Source organism: Aeromicrobium jepli (assembly GCF_047246605.1).
In the GTDB taxonomy this organism is placed as follows: Bacteria; Actinomycetota; Actinomycetes; order Propionibacteriales; family Nocardioidaceae; genus Aeromicrobium.
In genome coordinates, this window is record NZ_JBFOKO010000011.1 from 54989 (window position 1) to 75866 (window position 20878).

A 20878-nucleotide genomic window follows, 5' to 3' on the forward strand; every position below is an offset into this window, starting at 1 on the left:
GCAGGCATCGTGACCAACCTCGCCGCCATCCTCGACGACACCACCGCGAAGTACCCCGAGCGCACCGCCATCGTCTTCGGCGACACCCGCCTCACCTACGCGCAGCTCAACGGCGCCGCCAACCAGGTGGCGAACCTGCTGGTGTCGCGCGGCATCAAGCCCGGCGACAAGGTCGCGATCTCGATCCCGAACGTCCCGTACTTCACGGTCATCTACTTCGGCATCCTCAAGGCCGGCGCGACGGTCGTCCCGCTCAACGTCCTGCTGAGCGAGCGTGAGGTCGCCTACCACCTCGACGACTCCGACGCCGTCGCGTTCTTCGCCTTCGAGGGCACCCCGGACCTGCCGATCGGCGACCGCGCGTGGGCGGGCTTCAACCAGGTCGAGGGCTGCAAGGACTTCTTCCTCATCAAGCTCGACTCGGCCGCGCCGAAGCCCATCGAGGGCCCGGAGTTCTACGGCCCGCTCGTCGCCGAGCAGTCGCCCGCGTTCGAGACCGTCGAGCGCGAGGACGACGACACGGCCGTCATCCTCTACACGTCCGGCACCACGGGCCAGCCCAAGGGCGCCGAGCTCATGCACCGCAACCTGCGCGCCAACGCGGGCCTGGGCGTCTCGCTGTTCGGCGCCGACGAGAGCGACCCGGACACGTACCTGGCCGTGCTGCCGCTGTTCCACATCTTCGGCCAGACGGTGATCCAGAACAGCGCCGTCCTCTACGGCGGCACGATCGTCTACCTGCCGCGCTTCGAGCCGCAGGCCGCGCTCGACATCCTGCTCAAGGAGCAGATCACGTTCTTCGCGGGCGTGCCGACGATGTACTGGGGCCTGCTGCAGGCCCTCGCCGCGTCCGACGGCAACGTCGACGTCGCCACGATCGCCAAGAACATGCGCACGGCCGCGTCCGGCGGCGCGGCGCTGCCGGCCGACATCCACCGCCAGTTCGAGGAGAAGTTCGGCATCGTCATCCAGGAGGGCTACGGCCTGTCCGAGACGTCGCCCGTCGCCTCGTTCGGCGTCCGCGGCGAGCCCGTGCGCGTCGGCTCGATCGGCAAGCCGGTCGAGGGCGTCGAGATGAAGCTCATCAACGACGACTGGAGCGACCTGCCCGAGGACCCCGAGGCCATCGGCGAGATCGCCATCAAGGGCCACGGCATCATGAAGGGCTACTACAACCGTCCCGCGGCGACGGCCGAGGCGATCCAGGGCGAGTGGTTCCGCACGGGCGACCTCGCGCGCAAGGACGAGGACGGCTACTTCTACATCGTCGACCGCAGCAAGGACATGATCATCCGCGGCGGCTACAACGTGTACCCGCGCGAGCTCGAGGAGGTGCTGATGACGCACCCCGCGGTCTCGCTGGTCGCCGTCATCGGCGTCCCGCACGAGTCCCACGGCGAGGAGATCAAGGCCGTCGTCGTGCGCACGCCCGGTGACGAGACCACCGAGGCCGAGCTGCGCGAGTGGGCCAAGGGCCAGTTCGCCCAGTACAAGTACCCGCGCATCGTCGAGTTCCGCGACGAGCTGCCGATGACCGCGACGGGCAAGATCCTCAAGCGCGAGATCGACTGACGCCGAACCCGCTGGTCGAGTGCCGGCGAGGAACGAGCCGGTGTATCGAGACCAGATGATCTCGATACGCCGCTCGCTGCGCTCGCGAGCTACTCGATCACCGGAACGACGAACGGCCGGCCCCTCGGGGCCGGCCGTTCGTGCGTCGCGGGTCAGCGGCGGCCGAGGGCGCGGTAGGTCCAGCCGGCCGCGCGCCACGCGGCCGGGTCGATCGCGTTGCGGCCGTCGAGGACGCGGCGCTGGGCGACGAGCTCGCCGGCCTTCTCGGGGTCGAGCTCGCGGTACTGCTCCCACTCGGTGAGGATCAGGACGAGGTCGGCTCCCGTCAGCGCCTCCTCGACGTCCTCGACGTAGACCAGGTTCGGGTACGAGGACTTGGCGTTCGCCAGCGCCGCCGGGTCCGTCACGCGCACCATCGCGCCCTGCAGGCGCAGCTGCTCGGCCACGTTGAGGGCGGGGGAGTCGCGGATGTCGTCGGAGTTCGGCTTGAACGACGCGCCCAGCACGGTGATCCGCTGGCCCAGGAACGACCCGCCGCACACCTCGCGCGCGAGGTCGACCATGCGCACGCGGCGGCGGGTGTTGATCGCGTCGACCTCGCGCAGGAAGCTCAGCGTCTGGTCGGCGCCGAGCTCGCCGGCACGGGCCATGAACGCGCGGATGTCCTTGGGCAGGCAGCCGCCGCCGAAGCCCAGGCCGGCGTTGAGGAACTTGCGGCCGATGCGCTCGTCGAGGCCGATCGCGTCGGCGAGGCTCGTGACGTCGCCGCCGGTGCGCTCGCACAGCTCGGCCATCGCGTTGATGAACGAGATCTTGGTGGCCAGGAACGAGTTCGCGGCGACCTTCACCAGCTGCGCGGTGGACGGGTCCATCACGAGGCGGGGCGTGCCCTCGGCCAGGATCCGCGCGTAGACCTCGTCGAGGACGGCCGTCGCGCGCTCGCCCTCGGCACCGTCGGGCACGCCGTAGACGAGGCGGTCGGGGTGCAGCGTGTCCTTGACGGCGAAGCCCTCGCGCAGGAACTCGGGGTTCCACACGAGGGTCGCCTCGGGCTGGACCTCCTCGAGGCGCGCGGCGAGGCGCTCGGCCGTGCCCACCGGGACGGTGGACTTGCCGGCGATGACGGCGCCGGGGCCGACGATCGCGAGCAGCTCGGCGAACGCGCCGTCGACGTACTGCAGGTCCGCGGCGAACTCGCCGGACTTCTGGGGCGTGCCGACGCACAGGAAGTGCACCTCGGCCCCCGCGGCGTCGGCGAAGTCGGTGGTGAAGCGCAGGCGACCGGTCTCGAGGGTCCGCTCGAGCAGCTCGGGCAGGCCCGGCTCGAAGAACGGCGCCCGGCCCGCGGCGAGGCTCTCGACCTTCGCCGGGTCGACGTCGATGCCGACCACCTCGTGGCCGAGCTCGGCCATGCTGGCGGCGTGGACGGCGCCGAGGTATCCGCAGCCGATGACACTGATGCGCATGGCCATACCGTAGGCGACCCGGAGGCACCCCGGGCGGGAAGCACACGGGCTGTGACGGGTGGTGCCAGCGGGGTTGCGCGGGGCCCGGACGGTGGTACGGCGGGGCGGCCGTCGGGAGCCTGTGGCAAGGTCGGCACATGAGCACCGAGGTCACGCACAACACGGACGCACAGCGCTACGAGATCTCCGTCGACGGCGAGCGCGTCGGCATCGCCGAGGCGCGTGACGAGGGCGACGTCGTCGTCTTCCACCACACCGAGGTCGACGAGCGGTTCGAGGGCCGCGGCCTCGCGGGCCAGCTCGTCTCGTACGCGCTCGAGGACGTGCGCGCGCAGGGCAAGAAGGTGCGCCCCACGTGCGTGTACGTGCGCGGCTACATCGAGAAGCACCCCGAGTTCCAGGACCTGCGGGCGGAGTGACGACAGCCCTCCGGCGCCGCGTGGCCCTGCTGGGGCCCGCGTTCATCGCCGCGGTGGCGTACGTCGACCCCGGCAACGTCGCCACGAACATCACCGCCGGCGCCCAGTTCGGCTACACCCTGGTCTGGGTCATCGTCCTGGCCAACCTCATGGCCGTGCTGGTCCAGTACCTGTCGGCCAAGCTCGGCCTGGTCACGCAGCGCTCGCTCGCGGCGCAGGTCGGCGACCGGGTGCGACCACGGGCGCGCTTCGCGTACTGGATCCAGGCCGAGGGCATCGCGATCGCGACCGACCTCGCCGAGGTGATCGGCGGCGCGATCGCGTTCCACCTGCTGTTCGGCGTGCCGCTGCCGCTGGGCGCGGCGCTCACGGCCGTCGTGGCGATGTGCGTCCTGGCGTTCGGTGACCGGCTCGGCCAGGGCGCGCTCGAGCGGCTCATCGTGGGCTTCCTGCTGCTGATCGCCGTCGGCTTCCTCGCGGGACTCGTCGTGGGCCCGCCGTCCGGCGCCGGAATCGCCGGTGGTCTGGTCCCCTCGTTCTCGGGCACCGAGAGCGTGCTGCTCGCCTCGGGCATCGTCGGTGCCACCGTCATGCCGCACGCGGTCTACCTGCACTCGAGCCTCACCGCCGACCGCCTCGGCAGCCGCGGCGACCGCGCGACCCTCGGCGAGCTGCTGGCCGCCACGCGTGCCGACGTCGTGCTGGCGCTGCTGCTGGCCGGCGTGCTGAACCTCGGGCTGCTGCTCATGGCGGCCGCGAACCTGCAGGGCCTGCCCGGCACCGACACCATCACCGGCGCGCACGAGCTGATCGCCAGCGAGATCGGCGTGGGCGTCGCGCTGCTGTTCGCGGTGGCGCTGCTCGGCTCGGGCATCTCGTCCACCTCGGTCGGCAGCGCCGCGGGTGCCGAGGTGATGCGCAGCCTCACGCCGTGGAACCTGCGCCCGCTCGTGCGCCGGCTCATCACGCTCGTCCCGGCGATCGCGATCCTGCTGATCGGCATCGACCCGACGCGCGCGCTGGTCGTGTCGCAGGTGGTGCTGTCGATGGGCATCCCGTTCGCCGTGGTGCCGCTCGTGTGGCTGACCTCCTCGCGGACCGTGATGGGCGAGCACGTCAACCGGACCGCCACGACCGTGCTCGCGATCCTGGCGGCGGGCGCGATCGTGCTGCTGAACCTCGCGCTGCTGTGGCTGACGTTCGTCCCCGCGGGCTCGTAGGCTGACCGCATGCCCGAGATGCCCGAGGTCGAGGCGCTGGTGCGCTGGTTGGGGGACCGGCTCGACGGAGCCGTCGTGGTCGAGGTCGAGCCGGCCTCGTTCGCCGTGCTGAAGACGTACGACCCGCCCGTCTCGGCGTTCTCGGGCCTGACCGTCAGCGGCGTGCGCCGACACGGCAAGTTCATCGACATCGACGTCGACGGCCTGCACCTGGTGATCCACCTGGCCAAGGCCGGCTGGCTGCGCTGGTCCGACCACCTGCGCGACGCGCGCATCAAGATGGGCGGCCCGCTCGCGCTGCGCTTCCGGGTCGACCGGGGCGACGGCCCGCACGAGGGCTTCGACCTCACCGAGGCCGGCACCCGCAAGGGCCTGGCCGTCTACGCCGTCCGGGACACGGCGGAGGTGCCGGGCATCGCCCACCTCGGTCCCGACCCGCTCGCGCCCGGCTTCGCGCTGCGGCCGCTGCTCGACCGGCGGATGCAGGTCAAGCGGCTGCTGCGCGACCAGTCGATCATCGCCGGCATCGGCAACGCCTACAGCGACGAGATCCTCCACGCCGCGCGGCTGTCCCCGTTCGCGATCGCCCAGACGCTCGACGACGACGAGGTCGCCCGGCTGGAGGCCGCGGTCCAGTCCGTCCTGACCGAGGCGATCGCCGCGGCCGACGGCAAGCCGGCCGATGAGCTCAAGGACGCCAAGCGCCAGCGGATGCGCGTCCACGGTCGCGCGGGGGAGAAGTGCGAGGTCTGCGGTGACACCGTCGCCGAGGTCGTGTTCGCCGACTCCTCCCTGCAGTACTGCCCGACGTGCCAGACGGGCGGGCAGCTGCTCAAGGACCGCACCACCAGCAAGTTCCTGAAATGACGAACGGGGGCGAGGGCCGCAGCCCTCGCCCCCGTCCTCAGGGTGTCGGTGTCACTTCTTGACGGTGATGGCGACCTTGGTGCGGACGCTGCCGCCCTTGCCGTCGCGGATCAGGACCGTGACGGCGGTCTTGCCCTTGAAGTTCTTGCGCGGCTTGAACGTCAGGACGCGGCCCTTGACGGTCACCTTGCCGGCCTTCTTGGCGACCTTGCCGGCCTTGTAGGTCAGGCGGTTGCCGTCGGCGTCCGTCGCGCGGATGGTGAACTTCTTGGCCTTGTTCTTCTTCGTGACCACCTTGATGGCGCGCGGCGCCTTCGGCGCGGCGTTGACCTGGCGGATGGTGCCGAGAGTCAGGGCCTGCGTCGTGCTGCAGTCCATCGTGGCGGGCAGCGTGCTCCCGTTCGTGCGGTAGATCGTCGCCGCGACGTTGAAGCGCGCCGGCATGCTGAGCGACACCGACGTGGTGGCGTAGGCCGGCGTCGTGATCGCCGGGACCGTGCCCGAGGCCGGGATCGTCCACGGCGTGTCAGCGGGGATCGCCGTCTTGGGCGCCGTCAGCGAGGGAATCCGAACGACCAGGGAGCGGCCGGCCGACGACAGCGTGACGGCGGCGTTCGTCGAGCCGCCGGAGGCGTGAGTGCCACTGAGCAGGCCACGCGTGCTGTCGCGCAGGATGTCGGGCATCGAGAGCGTGATGGCCACGGGCGTCGGGGCGATCCGCTCGCCGCGGAACACCGTGGCGGGGATCTTGGTCACGGTCTTGACGCCCACGGGCTGCACGCCGAGATCGAGGTCACCGGCGATCACCTGGCACTGGTAGGTGAAGTCCTTGCTGATCGCCTGGCTGCCACCAGCGTGAGCCGGGGCGGAGAAGCCGACCGCGGCGAAGGTTCCGCCGACGAGCGCGGCGGTGACGGGGAGCGCGATGCGGCGCGCCACGAGGGAAGAACGGGTCACGAGGGACACCTCTCTGGACGGTCCGCCGGGGCCGAACTCTGGCGGACAGGAGCTGACAGGCCGGTAACGTAGCACGCGAAACTGTGAGTTACCACACAGGGTTACATCACACCGCCAGACGGCCGCGGGAGCGGCCCCGCGCGCGGTCGCGGAGGGCGCGTCGGGGTCCCTCCTAGGCTGGGCGCATGGGCATCGGGAAGAGCGGTCGCCGGGTCAACGCAGCCGTGGGAGGCATGGCCTCACGCGTCGACGGGCAGACCAGCGAGGTGGCTCGGCGGGCCGCCCGCGTGATCGCGCCGACCGTGCGGCTGCTGCGCTGGCCGTCGCTGCTGGTGATGGTCGCGGCGTGGCCGTTCCTCGCCGGACTGGCCGTCGTCGCGCTGCTGGCCGAGGACACGTGGCTGCGCGTGCTGGCCGGGGTGCTGGCGGTCGTGGGCATCGCGGTCTCGGGCGCCTTCGCGCTGCGCCGGCACCACCTGCTCGAGGCGGTGCAGGACGAGCAGGCGTTCGCGACCGAGCTCGGCATCGCGGTGGCGCTGAGCGACGACGTCGGCGAGGCGCGACTCGCGCTCGGCCAGCTGGCCGGCGCGAGCGGAGGCCTGCGCGTGCTCTCCCGACTCAAGGGAGCCTGGCGCACGATGGGCCTGGGCCCGGGCGTGCTCGAGAGCGTCGACGACCTGCGCCGCGCGAAGTGGTTCCTGCCCCCGCGCATCGGCACCACCGTCACCCTGCTCTTCGGCGCGCTGTGGCTCATCCCGGTCTCGTTCGTCGCCTGCCTGCTGCTGCTCATCGCCCTCGCCGCCCGCTGATCCGCCGGCCCTTCCGCGAGTGGCGCAAAGTCGCCCGCCACTCGCCGAGTGGCGGGCGGTTCTGCGCCACTCGCGATCCCGGAATGCGCCACTCGGCGCCGCGACGGTCCACGGCCGACCCGAGGCGTCCCGGCTCCCGGGGCGGCCGACTAGGCTGGCCCGCGTGTCGTCCGATGCCGAGCTCACCGTCGTCGAGGGCGGCAACGCCCTCTCGCCGTTCCGCGCCCGCGCCCTGCTCGCGCGCCTCCAGGGCGTCGCGCCGCAGCTGACCGGCGTCAGCGCGCGCCATGTCCACTGGATCGCCAGCGACCAGCCGCTGGACTCCGCGACCGCCGAGACGATCGCGCGCATCCTCGACTACGGCGACCCGGCCGAGCCGACCCCCGAGGGGACGCTCGTCGTCGTCGCGCCGCGCCTGGGCACGATCTCGCCGTGGTCGAGCAAGGCCACCGACATCGTCCACAACTGCGGCTTCGACGTGCGCCGCGTCGAGCGCGTCACCGAGTACACGCTCGTCGGCGGCGAGCTGAGCACGGACGAGCGCCTCGCGTGCGCCGACCTGCTGCACGATCGCATGACCGAGACGGCCCTGCCGGCCCGCGAGGCCACGGCGGTCCTGTTCGACGAGCGCGAGCCCGAGCCGATGCAGCGCGTGAACGTGCTGGGCCACGGTCGCGAGGCGCTCGTGCGCGCCGACGCCGAGTTCGGCCTGGCGCTGTCCGAGGACGAGATCGACTACCTCGTCGACGCGTTCACCGAACTGGGCCGCAACCCCAGCGACGTCGAGCTGATGATGTTCGCCCAGGCCAACTCCGAGCACTGCCGCCACAAGATCTTCAACGCCGAGTTCATCGTCGACGGCGAGCCGCAGGAGAGGTCCCTGTTCGCGATGATCCGCCACACCGAGGCGGTCAACGGCGAGGGCACGATCGTGGCCTACAAGGACAACGCCTCGATCATGCGCGGCGGCCCGGCCACGCGCTGGTTGCCCGAAGGCGCCGACGGGCCAAGCCCGTACCGCGCCCGCGAGGGCGAGGTCCACGTCCTGATGAAGGTCGAGACCCACAACCACCCGACGGCGATCTCGCCGTTCCCCGGTGCCGCCACGGGCGCCGGCGGCGAGATCCGCGACGAGGGCGCGACGGGCCGCGGCTCGGCCCCCAAGGCGGGCCTGACCGGCTTCGTCGTGTCGAACCTCCACCTGCCCGGCACGGACGAGCCGTGGGAGACCGAGCAGTACGGACGCCCGGAGCACATCGCCAGCCCACTCGACATCATGATCGAGGGCCCGATCGGCGCCGCCGCGTTCAACAACGAGTTCGGCCGCCCCGGCCTGGGCGGCTTCTTCCGCGTCTACGAGCAGACCGTCGACGGCGTCCGCCGCGGCTACCACAAGCCGATCATGAGCGCGGGCGGCCTGGGCTCGATCAGCGCCGAGATGACCGAGAAGATCGACTTCCCCGACGGCAGCCTGCTGGTGCAGCTCGGCGGGCCCGGCATGCGCATCGGCATGGGCGGCGGCGCGGCCTCGTCCAAGGCGGCGGGCGCCAACGCGGCCGAGCTCGACTTCGACTCCGTCCAGCGCGGCAACCCCGAGATCGAGCGGCGCGCCCAGGAGGTCATCAACCACTGCTGGTCGCTCGGCGAGGACAACCCGATCCTGTCGATCCACGACGTGGGCGCCGGCGGCCTGTCCAACGCCTTCCCCGAGCTGGTCGACGACGCGGGACTCGGCGCCCGGTTCGACATCTCGGCGGTGCCGCTGGAGGAGTCCGGCCTGGCGCCCAAGGAGATCTGGTGCAACGAGAGCCAGGAGCGCTACGTCCTGGCCATCGCGCCGGAGTCCCTCGACCGCTTCGCGGCCCTGTGCGAGCGCGAGCGCTGCCCGTTCGCCGTCGTCGGCGTCGCACGCGACGACAAGCAGCTGGTCCTCGCGCCCGAGGAGCCGGGCGAGGAGTTCCCCATCGACATGCCGATGGACGTCCTGCTGGGCAAGCCGCCGAAGATGGTCCGCGACGTGACCCGCGTCGAGCGGTCCGCCCCTGAGCTCGACCTCGACGGCGTGGACGCGCGCGAGGCCGCCTACGCGGTCCTGCGCCACCCGACCGTCGCGTCGAAGCGCTTCCTCGTCACGATCGCCGACCGCACCGTCGGCGGCCTGACGCACCGCGACCAGATGGTCGGCCCGTGGCAGGTCCCCGTGGCGGACGTCGCAGTGACCCTGACCGACCACGTCGGCTTCACGGGCCAGGCGATGGCCAGCGGCGAGCGGACTCCGCTGGCCGCCACCGACGCGCCCGCCTCGGGTCGCATGGCGGTCGCCGAGGCGATCACCAACCTGCTCGCCGCGCCGATCCACCTGCCGGGCGTCAAGCTCTCGTGCAACTGGATGGCGGCGTGCGGCGAGGAGGGCGAGGACGCCGCGCTCTACGACACCGTGCAGGCCGTCGCGATGGAGCTGTGCCCGGCGCTCGGCGTCTCGGTGCCGGTCGGCAAGGACTCGCTCTCGATGCGCACGCGCTGGTCCGACGAGGAGGGCGAGAAGCAGGTCACCGCGCCCGTCTCGCTCGTCGTCACGGCGTTCGCGTCGCTGGACGACGTCCGTGGCACCGTCACCCCCGAGCTGCCCGCGGACTCCGCGCTGCTGCTGGTCGACCTCGGTGCGGGCGCGAACCGCCTCGGCGGCTCGATCCTGGCGCAGGTGCGGGGCGAGTTCGGCGGCACCGTGCCCGACCTCGACGACGCGCGGCGGCTCGTGGCGCTGGTCGACGGCGTCAACGCGCTGCGCGAGGCCGGCCTGCTCGCCGGCTACCACGATCGCTCCGACGGCGGCCTGTGGGCGGCCGCGTGCGAGATGGCGTTCGCCGGCGGGGTGGGCCTCGAGCTCGACGTCGCCGATCTCGCGGCCCTGTTCACCGAGGAGCTCGGCGCCGTCCTGGCCGTGCCCGCCGACCGCGTCGACGAGGCGCTCGACGTGCTGGGACGCCACGACCTGGGCGACCTCACGTCCCGTGTCGGCACGTCCACCGCCGAGCGGCGCGTGCGCGTCCGCGGCCTCGGGCTCGACGAGTCGGTGCGCGACCTCGCGCAGGCCTGGGACGAGGTCTCGTGGCGCATCTCGCGCCTGCGCGACAACCCCGAGTGTGCCGACGCCGAGCACGACGCGGTCGGCGCGGACGAGCCGCTGCTGACGCTGCGGACCACGTTCGACCCCACCGACGACGTCTCGGCCCCCTACCTGACCGGCCGTGCGCGTCCCAAGGTCGCGATGCTGCGCGAGCAGGGCGTCAACTCCCACGTCGAGACCGCGTTCGGCTTCGACCGGGCCGGCTTCGACGCGTACGACGTCCACATGACCGACCTGCAGAGCGGCCGCTTCGACCTGGCCGACGCTGTCGGCCTCGTGGCGTGCGGCGGCTTCTCCTACGGCGACACGCTCGGCGCGGGCGAGGGCTGGGCCCGGTCGGTGCTGTTCAACGCCGAGCTCACCGAGGCGTTCAGCGCGTTCTTCGAGCGCACCGACACGTTCGGCCTGGGCATCTGCAACGGCGCCCAGATGTTCGGCGCGCTCGCCGGGATCATCCCCGGCGCCGAGGCGTGGCCGCGGTTCACCCGCAACGCCTCCGAGCAGTACGAAGCGCGCCTGTCGCTCGTCGAGGTCCTCGACAGCCCGTCGATCCTGTTCGCCGGCATGGCCGGCTCGCGGATCCCGATCGCCGTCGCGCACGGCGAGGGCCTGCCGAACTTCTCGCGCCACGGCGACCCGGACGCGGTCCACCGCGTGGCCCGGTTCGTCGACGTGCACGGCAACGCGGCGGCGGACTATCCCGCCAACCCGAACGGCGCCGGCGAGGGCCTCACGGCCGTCACGACGCCCGACGGCCGCTTCACGGCGATGATGCCGCACCCCGAGCGGGTCCAGCGGAACATCCAGATGTCGTGGAACGGCGGGGATCCCGCGGCCGAGAGCCCGTGGGCGCGACTGTTCCGCAACGCCCGCGTCTGGGTCGACTGATCAAGGCTTCAACCGTCCAGGGCGTCTAGTCCCAATGGGCGGTTTTGGCCGAACGGCTTGGGTTCAGGGGGGTGTCTCCACGTACCCTCGGTATGTGGCCCTGCATCCCCTCGGTGAACGCGTGAGCGAACCGCTCGACGACCGGCTGCGCGACGACGACGCGCTGGCCGAGATCGAGCTGACCTCGCGCCTCATGATCGCCGCGTCCGGGGCAGGCGACCGTCTCTCGCAGGACGAGATCGACGGCCTCCTGGGTCTTTGACCATCACTTGATCGGCCCGGGTTGGCGGCGGTGATCCGCCAGCACCTACGATGGCAGGGTCTGCCTGCCAGCTGCTGAGGAGTCACGCGTGCGCATTCGCATCCGCCCGGTCGAGACGTCGTTCTACGACCTGTTCACCGAGTCGGCCAACCATCTGGTCACCGGTGCCGGCATCGTCGCCCGGCTGCTGGAGCCCGGTGTCGACAAGGCCGCCCTCGCGGCCGAGATGAACGACGCCGAGCACGCCGCCGACGAGACGACCCACGCGATCATCCGCCTGGTCAACAGCACGTTCGTGACGCCGTTCGACCGCGAGGACATCTACGACCTCGCCAGCGGCCTCGACGACGTCATGGACTACATGGAGGAGGTCGTGGACAGCGTCGCGCTGTACGGCGTCCACGAGTTCCCCGAGGCGTTCGCCGGCCAGATCGAGGTCCTGCAGCGCGCGTCGAACCTGACCGCCGAGGCCATGCCGCGACTGCGGACCATGAAGGACCTCGAGGAGTTCTGGATCGAGATCAACCGTCTCGAGAACGAGGGCGACCGCAACCACCGCCGCATCCTGGCCGACCTGTTCGACGGGAACTACAAGGCGATGCAGGTGCTCAAGCTCAAGGACATCGTCGAGGCCGTCGAGCAGGCCATCGACGCGCTGGAGTCGGTGGCCAACACGGTCGAGCAGATCGCCGTCAAGGAGTCCTGAGTGGACCTCGTCACCATCATGGTGATCACGGTCGTCGTGATCGCCCTCGTGTTCGACTACACGAACGGCTTCCACGACGCGGCGAACGCGATCGCGACCTCGGTCTCGACGCGCGCCCTCACGCCGCGCGCGGCGCTGGCCATGGCGGCCGTCCTGAACTTCGTCGGCGCCTGGCTGGGCGTCGAGGTCGCCAAGACGATCCAAGGCATCATCGACATCGACGGGGTCAGCAGCATCAGTGATGCCGACCGGGCCCATGCGCTGACGATCGTCCTCGCGGCGCTCGTCGGAGCCATCACGTGGAACCTCATCACGTGGTACTTCGGCATCCCGTCGTCCTCCTCGCACGCCCTCATCGGCGGCATCGTCGGCGCCGGCGTCGCGTCCTCCACCGTGGTCCACTGGGACACGATCGTGGAGAAGGTCGCCATCCCGATGGTGCTCAGCCCCGCGCTGGGCTTCATCCTGGCGTTCGCGCTGATGACGGCCATCATGTGGATCTTCCGCCGCGCCAAGCCCACCAAGGTGCACCGCGGCTTCCGCCTCGCCCAGACCGTCTCCGCGGCGGGCATGGCGCTCGGCCACGGCCTCCAGGACGCCCAGAAGACGATGGGCATCATCGTCCTGGCGCTCATGGCCGGCGGCCTGCACGACGGCGAGGACGTCCCGCTGTGGGTCATCGTCGCCGCCGCGAGCGCGATCGCCGCGGGCACGTACTCGGGCGGCTGGCGCATCATGCGCACGCTGGGCCGCCGCATCATCGAGCTCGACCCGCCGAAGGGCTTCGCCGCCGAGGCCACCGCCGCCGGCGTCCTCTACGTCATGGCGATCGGCCTGCACGCGCCGGTCTCCACGACGCACACGATCACCTCGGCGATCATGGGCTCGGGCGCGACCAAGCGCTTCAGCGCGGTCCGCTGGGGCGTCGCGAAGAACATCGTCGTCGCGTGGATCATCACGATGCCCGCCGCCGCCGGCGTGGCCGCCGCGTTCTACTTCCTCGCGCGCCCGTTCCTGCCCTGAGCACCCCCGAGGCCGTCACCTCGGCGTGATCTCGATACACCGTCTCGCTGCGCTCGCCGGCACTCGATCACCGGGGCCGGTGGTTGAGGGGCTCGCGAGGAACGAGCGGCGTATCGAAACCACGGCCGACGCGGGTGATCGCGATACACCGTCTCGCTGCGCTCGCCGGCACTCGATCACCCGGTGCGGCGGCTCAGCCGAACCGGCCCTGGATGTAGGCCTCGGTGGCCGGGTCGTCGGGGTTGGAGAACATCTTCTCGGTGGGGCCCAGCTCCACGAGGCGGCCGGGCTGGCCGACGCCGGCCAGGTTGAAGAACGCGGTCTGGTCCGAGACGCGCGCGGCCTGCTGCATGTTGTGGGTGACGATCACGATCGTGTACTCGCTCTTGAGCTCGTGGATCAGGTCCTCGATGACGCTCGTCGAGATCGGGTCCAGCGCCGAGCACGGCTCGTCCATGAGCAGCACCTCGGGCTCGACCGCCACGGCGCGCGCGATGCACAGGCGCTGCTGCTGGCCGCCGGACAGGCCCGAGCCGGGACGGTCGAGGCGGTCCTTGACCTCGGCCCACAGGCCCGCTGAGCGCAGCGCCTGCTCGACGATGTCGTCGGCCTCGGACTTCTTCATGCGCTTGCTGTTGAGCCGCTGGCCGGCCAGGACGTTCTCGGCGATCGACATCGTCGGGAACGGGTTGGGGCGCTGGAAGACCATGCCGATCTTGCGGCGCACGTTGACCGGGTCCATGTCGTCGGCGTACAGGTCGGCGCCGTCCACCAGCACCTTGCCCTCGACGCGGGCGCCGCGGATGACCTCGTGCATGCGGTTGAGCGAGCGCAGGAAGGTCGACTTGCCGCAGCCCGAGGGGCCGATGAACGCGGTGACCGCGCGGGCGGGGATGGCGATGTTGACGCCCTCGACGGCGAGGAAGTCGCCGTAGTAGATGTTCAGGTCCGAGACGTCGATGCTCTTGGCCATGGGGGAGTGTCCTTCCGGGGATCAGCGCTCGCCCTGCGGCGAGAAGAAGTGGGAGACGAGGCGGGCGACGAGGTTCAGCAGCATGACGATGATCAGCAGCACGAGGGCGGCGCCCCAGGCGCGCTCGATGCTGGGTCCCGGCGGCACGCCGGGCTGCATGATCGACGAGTACGTGAAGACGGGCAGCGTCGCCATGCGCCCGTCGAACAGGTTGAAGTTCACCGAGTCGGTGGCGCCGGCGATGACCAGCAGGGGAGCGGTCTCGCCGATCACGCGGGCGATCGCGAGGGTGATGCCGGTGACGATGCCCGCCAGCGCGGTGGGCAGCACGACCTTGACGATCGTGCGCCACTTCGGCACGCCCAGCGCGTAGGAGGCCTCGCGCAGCTCGTTCGGCACGAGCTTGAGCATCTCCTCGCACGAGCGGACCACCACGGGGACCATCAGCACCGAGAGCGCGACGGCGCCGCCGATGCCCATGCGGACTCCGTCGCCGAAGAACACCACGAACAGCGCGTAGGCGAACAGGCCCGCGACGATCGACGGGATGCCCGTCATGACGTCGACGAGGAAGCGGATCCACGTCGACAGCCGGCCGTCCTCGCCGTACTCGATGAGGTAGATCGCGGTGAACAGGCCGATCGGGACCGAGATGACGGTGGCGCCCAGCGTGATCATCAGCGTGCCGACGATCGCGTGGTAGATGCCGCCGCCCTCGCCGACCACGTTGCGCATCGAGTACGTGAAGAACTCGCTGCTCAGGACGGGCAGGCCCTTCTCCAGGACCGACCACATGATGCTGCCGAGCGGGATCAGCGCGAGTCCGAACGCCGACGTGACGAGCAGCGTCACGAGCCGGTCGGTGGCCTTGCGGCCGCCCTCGACGACGCGCGACCACAGGGGCACGACGAACGCGAAAGCGTAGCCGGCCAGCGCGAGCCGGATGCCGCCGAACAGGCCCAGCACGCCGACGGCGACGAGGACGACCGAGACGGCGTGGATCGTGCGCGTGGCGGCGACCGGCAGCGAGCGGGTGCGCAGCGAGTCGGCCAGGTCGCTCGACCGGCGCGGCGGGCTCGGGGTGAGGGTGGTGGTCATCTCAGTTGGCTCCGGAGAATTCCTTGTTGCGCGCGACGATGGCGCGGGCGGCGAAGTTGACGGCGAAGGTGATGACGAACAGCACCAGGCCGGTGGCGATGAGGGCGTTCACGGTCAGGCCGCTCGCCTCGGGGAACGACTGCGCGATGTTGGCGGCGATCGTGTTGGGGTTGCCCGAGCTGATGACGTTGAACGTGACGACGCCCGAGGCGCTCAGCACCATCGCGACGGCCATGGTCTCGCCCAGGGCGCGGCCGAGGGCCAGCATCGCGGCCGACACCATCCCCGAACGCGCGTAAGGGAAGACGGCCATCTTGGCCATCTCCCAGCGCGTGGCGCCCAGGGCCAGCGCGGCCTCCTCGTGCAGGCGCGGGGTCTGCAGGAAGATCTCGCGACAGATCGCGGTCATGATCGGCAGGACCATGATCGCCAGGACCAGCGAGGCCGTCAGGATCGTGCGGCCCGTCGCGGACGCGGGGCCGGCGAACAGCGGGATGAAGCCCAGGTTCTCCTCGAGCCACTCGTAGAACGGCTGGACGGCCGAGGAGAGCGTGATGATGCCCCACGTGCCGTAGACGACGCTGGGCACGGCCGCGAGCAGGTCGATGACGTAGCCGATGGGCTGCGCCAGCCGGCGCGGCGCGTAGTGCGAGATGAACAGCGCGACGCCGATCGCGACCGGCGTGGCGATGACCAGCGCGATGAACGCGGCCCACAGCGTGCCGAAGACGAGCGGCCCGACGTAGTCGAGGAACCGCTCGCCGCTCTTGACCTCGTCGGGCGAGGCCGTGACGCCGGGGATGCCCTCGGCGGTCAGGAAGATCGCGACCCCGGCGAGCGTCGCCAGGATGACGATCGCCGCGCCGAGGGAGATGCCGCGGAAGACGCGGTCGCCGGGCCGGGTGGCCGGTCGCGATCCAGTCTGGGTGTTGCTCACGTGATTGTCCTTGGGGGGAGTTCGTCTGGTGCCCATGACCCGGGCGAGAGCCGTGGCCCTCGCCCGGACCGAAGGCGTCAGCCGATCGTGTCGATGGCCGTCTTGACCTTGGCGGCGAAGTCGTCCGAGAGCGGGGCGGAGCCCGCGGCCTCGGCCGAGGCGCTCTGGCCGTCGGAGCCGGCGACGTACGTCAGCCACTCCTTGACCAGCTCGGCCTCCTTCGCGTCCTCGTACTTCTGGCAGGCGATCTGGTACGAGACCAGGACGATCGGGTAGACGCCCGACGCCTCGGTCTTGCGGTCGATCTCCAGCGCGAGGTCGGTCTCGGCGCGGCCGTCGACCGGCGTGGCCGTGTCGAGGACCTTCGCGGCCGCCTCGGGCGTCGGGGCGACGAACTCCTCGCCGACCTTGACCGCGACGGTGCTGAGGTCGCCGGCCTGGCTGGCGTCGGCGTAGCCGATCGTGCCCTGGCCGCCGGAGACGGCCTGGATCACGCCGGAGGTCTGCTGGGCGGCCTCGCCACCCTTGACCGGCCACTCCTCGACCTCGCCGTGCGGCCAGCCGCCGTCGGAGGCCTCGTCGAGGTACGCGGTGAAGTTCTCGGTCGTGCCCGAGGCGTCGCCGCGGTGGACCGGGGTGATCTTGTCGCCGGGCAGGTCGGCGTCGGGGTTCTCGGCGGCGATCGCCTTGTCGTCCCACGTCGTGATGTCGCCCGCGAAGATCGCGCCGATCGTCTTGGGCGAGAGCTGGAGGTCGTCGACGCCGTCCAGGTTGTAGACGACGGCGATGGGGCTCACGTAGACGGGGACGGTCACGACGTCGGAGCTGCAGCGCTCCTTGGCCGAGGCGAGCTCGTCGTCCTTGAGGTAGGCGTCCGAGCCGGCGAACGAGACGCCGCCCGCGATGAACTGCTCGCGGCCGCCGCCGGAGCCGATCGCGTCGTAGTTGACCGTCACGTCGGGGTTCGCGGTCTGGAAGCCCTGCTTCCACGCGTTGACGGCGGACTGCTGCGAGCTCGCGCCCGCACCGTTGAGCGTGCCGCTGAGCGAGCTGTCGGAGTCACCGGACGAGTCGCCCTCGTTGACGGCGCCACAGGCCGTCAGGCCGAACAGCAGCGCGGTGGTCGCCGCGGTGGCGGCCATCGTGCGCATGGACTTGCGGTTCACGTGTGTTCCCTCTCTAGAAACTGCGCGGAGGCGTTTGCCTCGTACGCCGCCACGCTAGGAATCGCAGGTGTATCCGAATCAGGACGTGGGTGAACGCGAGGTGAACCGTGAGGGAATGCTGGGCGGAGCCGGCCGTGGAGCGGCCTAGATCAGCTCGGACGCGAGGACGCGGCCCTTGCGGTGGTGCAGGACGAGCGCGTGCCCGGCGGCCAGGACGGGGCCGCTGATGTCGAGGGTCGCGTAGAGGTCGGGCAGGGCGGGCCGGTGCGTGCACGCGACGGTGGGCCGCTTCGTGCCGAGCAGCGCCTCCACCGCGCGCTCGACCTGCTGGCGCGACGTGCCCTCGCGCAGCCGGTCGTCGAGCTCGAGCAGCTCCTCGGTCGTGGCGACGTACGGGTCGACGGTCTGCACGGTGCGGGCGGCGGGGCTGCTCACGATGCGCCGGACGCCGAACGCGGACAGCAGCGGCACGAGCTCCTTCGCGCGGTCCTGGCCCTCCGCCGCGAGCGGGCGCTCGTCGTCGGCCCCGTCGAAGTCGCGGCGCGGAACGGCCTTCGCGTGCCGCAGCAGGACCAGGGTGCGGGACTTGTGACGCTTCTGGGCCACGAGGTCCTCGAACGACTCCAGCAGCGTGCGGTCGTGCGCGTACGTGAGGCGCTTGCGGGCCTCGCGCGGGGCGACCCAGCGCAGCTTGTCGACCTCGCGGTTGGGCCGGAACGCGCTGTCGTCCTCGACGAGGCGGCAGATCCAGTACGCGACCTGCTTGAGGCCACCGCGCACGCGGTACGTGACCTCGGGGAGCGGGTGGACGAGGCGGACGCGGTAGCCGGTCTCCTCGGCGATCTCGCGCACCGCCGTCACGGGCAGCGGCTCGCCCTCGTCGGCCTTGCCCTTGGGGAACGTCCAGTCGTCGTAGCGCGGCCGGTGGACCAGCAGCACCTCGATGCCGCCGGTCGACGCCTTGCGCCACACGATGCCGCCGGCGGCCGCGATGACCCTGCTCGCCATGGTGGTGTCCTCAGGACCGCGACCGGCGCGAGCGCGAGCGGGCGATCAGGACCTCCTGGACGTTGGCGCCGTCGACGCGGGTCCACGTCCCGTCCGGCCCGAGGTGCCACGAGAGGGTGCCGTCGGAGCTCATGAGCTCGAGCAGCTCGGTGAGCTGCTCGACGTGCTGGCGCGAGGGCAGCCTCACGAGCACCTCGACGCGGCGGTCGAGGTTGCGGTGCATGAGGTCCGACGAGCCGATCCAGACCTCGCTGTCCTCGCCCGTGCCGAACGCGAAGACGCGGCTGTGCTCGAGGAACCGGCCCAGCACGCTGCGGACGCGGATCCGCTCGGACAGGCCGGGAACCCCGGGGCGCAGCGCGCAGATCCCGCGGATCACCAGGTCGACGTCGACGCCCGCGGACGAGGCCTCGTACAGCTTGTCGATGAGCGTCTCGTCGACGAGCGAGTTCAACTTGAACGCGATGCGCGCGGGACGGCCCGCACGGGCGCTCTCGATCTGGCGGTCGATCCGCTCGCTCAGTCCCTTGCGCAGCTCACGCGGGGCGACCAGGAGCGACTCGTAGTCGCTGGTCAGCGCGAACCCGGAGAGGCTGTTGAACAGCTCGGTGAGGTCGTGCGTGACCTCGGCGTTCGAGGTCAGCAGGCCGAGGTCCTCGTAGACGCGCGCGGTCTTGGGGTTGTAGTTGCCCGTGCCGATGTGCGCGTAGCGGCGCAGGCCGTCGGGCTCGTCGCGGATGACGAGGGCCAGCTTGCAGTGCGTCTTGAGGCCGACGAGGCCGTAGACCACGTGGCAGCCGGCGCGCTCGAGCTTGCGGGCCCAGCGGATGTTGGCCTGCTCGTCGAACCGCGCCTTGATCTCGACCAGGACCAGCACCTGCTTGCCCGACCGGGCCGCCTCGACGAGCGAGTCGATGATGGGCGAGTCGCCCGAGGTCCGGTAGAGCGTCTGCTTGATCGCCAGGACCTGCGGGTCGGCGGCGGCCTGCTCGATGAAGCGCTGCACGCTCGTGGCGAACGAGTCGTAGGGGTGGTGCACCAGGACGTCGCGCTTGCGCAGGGCGCTGAACATGTCGGCGGGGCTGGCGGTCTCGACCTCGGCGAGGTGCTCGTGCGTGCTGGGCACGAACGGGGCGAACTTCAGGTCGGGCCGGTCGAGGTCGGCGATCTGGTTGAGGCTGCGCAGGTCGAGCGGCTCGGGCAGCCGGACGACCTCCTCGTCGGAGACGCCCAGCTCGCCGACCAGCAGCTCGAGGACGTCGTCGGAGATGGACTCGTCGACCTCGAGCCGGACGGGCGGGCCGAAGCGGCGCCGCAGCAGCTCCTTCTCGAGCGCCTTGAGCAGGTTCTCGGCGTCGTCCTCCTCGACCTCGAGGTCCTCGTTGCGGGTCACCCGGAACGTGTGGTGCGCGATGATCTCCATGCCCGGGAACAGGCTGTCGAGGTTCGCGGCGATGACGTCCTCGAGGCCCAGGAAACGGCCCTGCGACGCCTCGACCCAGCGGTGGATGACCGGCGGCACCTTGACCCGGGCGAAGTGCTCCTTGCCCGTCGTGGGGTTGCGCATGACGAGGGCGATGTTGAGCGACAGGCCCGAGATGTACGGGAACGGGTGGGCCGGGTCGACGGCCAGCGGCGTCAGGACGGGGAACACGCGGCGGTGGTAGAAGTCGCCGACGCGGGCGCGCTCGTCGTCGGTCAGCTCGCTCCAGCGCAGCAGGTGGATGTCCTCCTTCGCCAGCGCCGGCAGGATCGCGTCGTGCAGCAGGCTCGCGTGCCGCTCCATGAGGACGCGGCTGGCCTGGAGGCTCGAGCTCAGGACGGCGCGCGGGTTCAGGCCGCTCGCCGACGGCACGGCCACGCCGGCCGCGATGCGCCGCTTGAGGCCGGCGATGCGCACCATGAAGAACTCGTCGAGGTTGCTGCCGAAGATCGCCAGGAAGCGCGTGCGCTCCAGCAGCGGGAGGTGCTCGATCTCGGCCAGCTCGAGGACGCGCGCGTTGAACGCGATCCATGACAGCTCACGATCGAGGAAGCGGTCGGCGGGGAGCGTCCCCTCGGTCGCGTCGAAGGGCGGGTCGACGTCGAACTCGTCGGGGGAGGAGGCGAGCGGCTCGGGGACCGTCAGGTCGGTGGTGCCCATGGACCCACGATGGCACGGGAAGGTGACCAGTGGGTGAACGAAGCTCAGCCGAGCAGCTGCACCAGGGCGTACGCGACGCCTGCGATGACGGCCCACAGCGGGACCGAGAGCAGCACGAGCCACGACATGGAGCGGCGGAAGCGCGGGCCGGCCACGGGCGTCTCACCCAGGGGCGCGGCCAGGGACGGCTGCTCGTGCTGGTCGAACCTGACTGCCTTGGCGCTGGTCATCGGCGTT

Annotated in this window: 18 protein-coding genes; 9 read left to right on the forward strand and 9 right to left on the reverse strand. The window is 71.2% G+C overall.

The window, feature by feature from the left end; all coding sequences use genetic code 11:
• Positions 1-9: 9 nt before the first annotated feature.
• Entirely contained in the window at positions 10-1572 is a 1563-nt protein-coding gene (locus AB3M81_RS16785; protein WP_412905075.1) for a long-chain-fatty-acid--CoA ligase, read from the forward strand.
• Positions 1573-1724: 152 nt separating this feature from the next.
• Here the strand turns inward: AB3M81_RS16785 and AB3M81_RS16790 are convergent, their stop codons facing one another.
• Positions 1725-3044 carry a UDP-glucose dehydrogenase family protein gene (locus AB3M81_RS16790; RefSeq protein WP_412905076.1) on the reverse strand — a complete coding sequence of 440 codons (1320 nt, stop codon included), beginning with the start codon at positions 3042-3044 and terminating at the stop codon, positions 1725-1727.
• A gap of 131 nt (positions 3045-3175) precedes the next feature.
• On the opposite strand from AB3M81_RS16790, the gene AB3M81_RS16795 reads away from it, so the two are divergent.
• The 3 genes from AB3M81_RS16795 to AB3M81_RS16805 are packed head-to-tail and all read left to right on the forward strand — an operon-like array spanning position 3176 to position 5544.
• A complete protein-coding gene (locus AB3M81_RS16795; RefSeq protein ID WP_412905077.1) occupies positions 3176-3457 on the forward strand; it encodes a GNAT family N-acetyltransferase in 282 nt (93 codons plus the stop codon).
• Positions 3454-4677, forward strand: coding sequence for an Nramp family divalent metal transporter (locus tag AB3M81_RS16800; RefSeq protein WP_412905078.1), 1224 nt, complete (start codon positions 3454-3456; stop codon positions 4675-4677). Before AB3M81_RS16795 ends, AB3M81_RS16800 begins: the two co-directional genes overlap by 4 nt.
• Before the next feature lie 9 nt (positions 4678-4686).
• Positions 4687-5544: an Fpg/Nei family DNA glycosylase gene (locus AB3M81_RS16805; RefSeq protein WP_412905079.1), complete on the forward strand. Its 858-nt coding sequence runs from the start codon at positions 4687-4689 to the stop codon at positions 5542-5544.
• A 51-nt stretch (positions 5545-5595) separates the two neighbouring features.
• Here AB3M81_RS16805 and AB3M81_RS16810 read toward each other — a convergent pair whose 3' ends face one another.
• On the reverse strand, positions 5596-6501 hold the full coding sequence (locus AB3M81_RS16810) for a DUF6801 domain-containing protein (RefSeq protein ID WP_412905080.1): 906 nt from the start codon (positions 6499-6501) through the stop codon (positions 5596-5598).
• 185 nt (positions 6502-6686) lie between these two features.
• On the opposite strand from AB3M81_RS16810, the gene AB3M81_RS16815 reads away from it, so the two are divergent.
• The 5 genes from AB3M81_RS16815 to AB3M81_RS16835 all read left to right on the forward strand — a co-directional run bounded on the left by AB3M81_RS16815 (position 6687) and on the right by AB3M81_RS16835 (position 13316).
• On the forward strand, positions 6687-7310 hold the full coding sequence (locus AB3M81_RS16815) for a hypothetical protein (RefSeq protein ID WP_412905081.1): 624 nt from the start codon (positions 6687-6689) through the stop codon (positions 7308-7310).
• A 163-nt stretch (positions 7311-7473) separates the two neighbouring features.
• A complete protein-coding gene (gene purL, locus AB3M81_RS16820; RefSeq protein WP_412905082.1) occupies positions 7474-11325 on the forward strand; it encodes a phosphoribosylformylglycinamidine synthase in 3852 nt (1283 codons plus the stop codon).
• 94 nt (positions 11326-11419) lie between these two features.
• On the forward strand, positions 11420-11587 hold the full coding sequence (locus AB3M81_RS16825) for a hypothetical protein (protein ID WP_412905083.1): 168 nt from the start codon (positions 11420-11422) through the stop codon (positions 11585-11587).
• An 88-nt stretch (positions 11588-11675) separates the two neighbouring features.
• A complete protein-coding gene (locus AB3M81_RS16830; protein WP_412905084.1) occupies positions 11676-12293 on the forward strand; it encodes a DUF47 domain-containing protein in 618 nt (205 codons plus the stop codon).
• 18 nt (positions 12294-12311) lie between these two features.
• Positions 12312-13316, forward strand: a complete 1005-nt coding sequence (locus tag AB3M81_RS16835) for an inorganic phosphate transporter (RefSeq protein WP_489671983.1) — start codon at positions 12312-12314, stop codon at positions 13314-13316.
• Positions 13317-13509: 193 nt separating this feature from the next.
• Here the strand turns inward: AB3M81_RS16835 and pstB are convergent, their stop codons facing one another.
• The 7 genes from pstB to AB3M81_RS16870 form a co-directional block, all read right to left on the reverse strand.
• Entirely contained in the window at positions 13510-14289 is a 780-nt protein-coding gene (gene pstB, locus AB3M81_RS16840) for a phosphate ABC transporter ATP-binding protein PstB (RefSeq protein ID WP_412905086.1), read from the reverse strand.
• Between the two features lie 21 nt (positions 14290-14310).
• Positions 14311-15387 carry a phosphate ABC transporter permease PstA gene (pstA, locus tag AB3M81_RS16845; RefSeq protein WP_412905087.1) on the reverse strand — a complete coding sequence of 359 codons (1077 nt, stop codon included), beginning with the start codon at positions 15385-15387 and terminating at the stop codon, positions 14311-14313.
• Position 15388: 1 nt separating this feature from the next.
• Positions 15389-16324: a phosphate ABC transporter permease subunit PstC gene (gene pstC, locus AB3M81_RS16850; protein ID WP_412905088.1), complete on the reverse strand. Its 936-nt coding sequence runs from the start codon at positions 16322-16324 to the stop codon at positions 15389-15391.
• Positions 16325-16401: 77 nt separating this feature from the next.
• Complete coding sequence (pstS, locus tag AB3M81_RS16855; protein WP_412905089.1) at positions 16402-17490, reverse strand: phosphate ABC transporter substrate-binding protein PstS; 1089 nt, start codon at positions 17488-17490, stop codon at positions 16402-16404.
• A 144-nt stretch (positions 17491-17634) separates the two neighbouring features.
• Positions 17635-18498 (reverse strand): NUDIX hydrolase, encoded by an 864-nt coding sequence (locus AB3M81_RS16860; protein ID WP_412905090.1) that lies wholly within the window; start codon positions 18496-18498, stop codon positions 17635-17637.
• Between the two features lie 10 nt (positions 18499-18508).
• Positions 18509-20641 carry an RNA degradosome polyphosphate kinase gene (locus AB3M81_RS16865; protein ID WP_412905091.1) on the reverse strand — a complete coding sequence of 711 codons (2133 nt, stop codon included), beginning with the start codon at positions 20639-20641 and terminating at the stop codon, positions 18509-18511.
• Positions 20642-20685: 44 nt separating this feature from the next.
• Entirely contained in the window at positions 20686-20871 is a 186-nt protein-coding gene (locus tag AB3M81_RS16870) for a hypothetical protein (protein WP_412905092.1), read from the reverse strand.
• Positions 20872-20878: the final 7 nt, after the last annotated feature.

Bases quoted from the DNA above. Each gene is read 5' to 3' on its own strand.
- AB3M81_RS16835 (WP_489671983.1), top strand. From the start codon at position 12,312: ATGGTGATCACGGTCGTCGTGATCGCCCTCGTGTTCGACTACACGAAC.
- AB3M81_RS16870 (WP_412905092.1), bottom strand. From the start codon at position 20,871: ATGACCAGCGCCAAGGCAGTCAGGTTCGACCAGCACGAGCAGCCGTCC.
- AB3M81_RS16865 (WP_412905091.1), bottom strand. From the start codon at position 20,641: ATGGGCACCACCGACCTGACGGTCCCCGAGCCGCTCGCCTCCTCCCCC.
- AB3M81_RS16815 (WP_412905081.1), top strand. From the start codon at position 6,687: ATGGGCATCGGGAAGAGCGGTCGCCGGGTCAACGCAGCCGTGGGAGGC.
- AB3M81_RS16795 (WP_412905077.1), top strand. From the start codon at position 3,176: ATGAGCACCGAGGTCACGCACAACACGGACGCACAGCGCTACGAGATC.
- AB3M81_RS16790 (WP_412905076.1), bottom strand. From the start codon at position 3,044: ATGGCCATGCGCATCAGTGTCATCGGCTGCGGATACCTCGGCGCCGTC.
- pstA (WP_412905087.1), bottom strand. From the start codon at position 15,387: ATGACCACCACCCTCACCCCGAGCCCGCCGCGCCGGTCGAGCGACCTG.
- AB3M81_RS16805 (WP_412905079.1), top strand. From the start codon at position 4,687: ATGCCCGAGATGCCCGAGGTCGAGGCGCTGGTGCGCTGGTTGGGGGAC.
- pstB (WP_412905086.1), bottom strand. From the start codon at position 14,289: ATGGCCAAGAGCATCGACGTCTCGGACCTGAACATCTACTACGGCGAC.
- AB3M81_RS16860 (WP_412905090.1), bottom strand. From the start codon at position 18,498: ATGGCGAGCAGGGTCATCGCGGCCGCCGGCGGCATCGTGTGGCGCAAG.